This window comes from Rhizobium sp. BR 317, from assembly GCF_047445835.1.
GTDB lineage: Bacteria > Pseudomonadota > Alphaproteobacteria > Rhizobiales > Rhizobiaceae > Rhizobium > Rhizobium paranaense.
In genome coordinates, this window is the sequence record NZ_JARWLB010000078.1 from 1 (window position 1) to 2,729 (window position 2,729).

General features: G+C 60.4%; 2 protein-coding genes. Both read right to left on the bottom strand.

The window, feature by feature from the left end:
* Window positions 1-563 precede the first annotated feature (563 nt).
* Window positions 564-1,718: an IS110 family transposase gene (locus QD357_RS31710; RefSeq protein ID WP_414125945.1), complete on the bottom strand. Its 1,155-nt coding sequence runs from the start codon at window positions 1,716-1,718 to the stop codon at window positions 564-566.
* 411 nt (window positions 1,719-2,129) lie between these two features.
* On the bottom strand, window positions 2,130-2,729 hold a 600-nt coding region (locus QD357_RS31715; protein ID WP_414125947.1), incomplete at its 5' end, for a Fic family protein.

Below are 2,729 nucleotides of genomic sequence, written 5' to 3' on the forward strand. Positions count from 1 at the left end.
TGGTAGCCATTGTCGTTCTCCTGACTGAGTTGCMGAAGCCGCCCCTTGCGGCCTCGATAGCGGTMGAGAGGCGCCGATCTGGCCGACTGCATCMCAACGGGACCGCAGCGCTAGCGCAGGACGGCGAAAGCCGGACTTGTTGTCCCGCGAGGAATGCAGCAGAGCTGCAGGGGAAGAAGTTCGGTGAAGCCGTTGCAGGATCAGGACAGATTGGCGTCAGACCCGCCTGAAGAGAGGTCGCAAGGGATGGCTTCTCCGCCACCGGTCTCGCGAGAACGATGCTGGCAACGGACTTTCAATCATGAGCCGGCATAGCTGGCAGATCTGATTTCGCCCGGTGAACCTTGGTCTGAGCCCGTTTCTGATCCGCGCCACGCACGTATCAACCTCATATCCGGTCGCCGTTCCAACGGCTGCACCATAATCCCGCCTGCGGCGGCGAGGGCTCAGGAGGACGAGACCATTCTCGATGACGGCGTTTGAAGCCAGGCCGCAATTCGGTCGTCCACCTGGTTCCGGCGAGGCTGATCAGGCCTGTACCGAACTGGTATGCGCTTACGTGGTCACGGCCTGATTACCGCGCCCTCAATCAAGACGCCCGCGCTGGTGTACTTCCAAAGTGCCACCACCAGCTTACGTGCCAGCGCCGTGATCATCACTTTCTTGAAGCGGCCGCCGTTTTGCGCGACTCGCTCATTGAACCAGCGACTGAGCGTTGATGATGGCTGGTGCCTCAGCCAAAGCCAGGCCATCTCAAGCAACGTTGATCGGAGCCGAGGATTCCCAGACTTGCCGATGCCCTGTTCCCGATCGATCGAACCACTCTGCCAAGGCGTCGGTGCTAACCCCGCATACGCAGCAACCTGCCGCCGGTTGTCGAAGTGCCGGAACAGACCCTCGCCCCATAGCACGGCGGCGAATTCGGGCCCGATGCCGACGACCTTAGACAGCAAAGCCACCTCTCGCGCAGATTGTCGTTCTTCGATGAGCATGTCGTMACGCTCTGCTTCGACCTCCTTGATCTGATCAATCAGCAGCTCCATGCGGGCAAACTCTMGCAGGACCTGCCGCTTCATGTTTAKGGGCAAAGGTCGCCCGTCGCCCGTACGGAGCATCTCCAACTGTTCCCGTCGATCGCGACGCAAAGGATCGTAACCGGTGATGCCCTGCGAGAAGAGAAGACCTTTGATACKGTTGCTGTGTCGGATACGCTCTTCCATCAGAACTTTCCGCTCCCGCACAATGCGCCGACGATCTTCTTCATCMGGATTCGGAACTCTCAACATCGAGCAGACCCGCGGCTCTCCGCGCTTGAACGCAAGCAAAGCCCGGATCAAACTCTCCCCGTCTAACCTGTCGGTCTTCACCCGCMGTTTGCGGCGTGACGTGGCAATCGAGGCTGCATCAACGACATGGCTCTCGTAACCCTCGGCTGTCAGCGCTCGGTGGACCCAGAAGCCGTCGAGGCCGGCCTCCTGGATGATCACAAATGGATAGTGACGGCCGGTTCGGTCGTGAGCTTTCCGCTTCAAGGCCGCGAGCTGGGCAAAGAGAGCGCCAATATCGCCTCCGGGGATAATGTGGCGGGACATCTTGTCCCCGGCGCCCGGTGACATCGTGGTTAGCAGCCACGTCTTTTTGCTCAATTCGATCGAGGCGAAGATTGCCCCGAGTTTCTCTTGAGGAGTACCTGCTGCACGAGCATTATCTTGCGACATCGTCSTGCTCCTTTCCGCAACGGCGTTGACGTCAACCGGATCAGAACAGATCGCCGCCACTACTCATAGGATCTCGATGGCAGTCGCAACGACCGGGGACGATCGGACCGCACCCGCCGGGGTCCCCGTCGCCTCACGCGATGGGGTGGCACAGGCCGCAATGCAATGGAGGGCGGCAAGGCGAAGATTTGTTAGTCGGAGAGAAGGAGGGCGCAGCCGGCCGGGGTAAGAAATCTGCGAACGCCGTTGCGGGAAGACGATCGAGGCGCAGCCGCTCTCCGGTCAGACATGCCCCCATCGAGCCCGCAGATGGAGCGCCGGAAACAAGTGGAAAGGACATGGCTGTGGCTGTCTTGTACGGGTGGAGGACGGCTTCGATACTGGTGCGCCGGCCGGCCCTTCACACTKGTTTCAGCTCAGGCCATACCAGGTTCCGCGACCCGCTCCGTGCAGGGTMAGGTGTCCCTCATCGGTCAACGCGCGCAGATGATCCTTGACGGTATTCCGGCTTGCGCCCGTGGCTTTGGCCGCGTCMATCACGGTAACTCTACCACGCTYGCGTGCCAGCTCGAGGATAGAGACCGACAACTCCGGCAGATCGCCCAGAAGGATGCGCTCACGCTCCATCTTCCGCTCGAGACGTTGCTTTTGTCGCTGCAGGCTTCGCAGGAAGAATTCGACCCAGGGATTCCAGTCCTGCCGATCCGTGCGGATCGTGCCTTGCGTGCGGCGAAGCGCGAGGTAATAGGCTTCCTTGTTCTGCTCGACGATGCTTTCGAGCGAACTGTAGKGCACGTAGGCATAGCCGGCGCGAAGCAGCAGCAGGGTAGTCAAAGCCCGCGACAGTCGGCCATTGCCATCCTGGAACGGATGGATTTCCAGAAAAACCACGACGAACACAGCAACGATCAGCAAAGGGTGAAACGTGCCATCTGCCTCCTKGGCCTGTTGCCAGGCAACCAGTTCCGCCATTCGACCGGGCGTATCGAACGGCGAGGCCGTCGCAAAAAC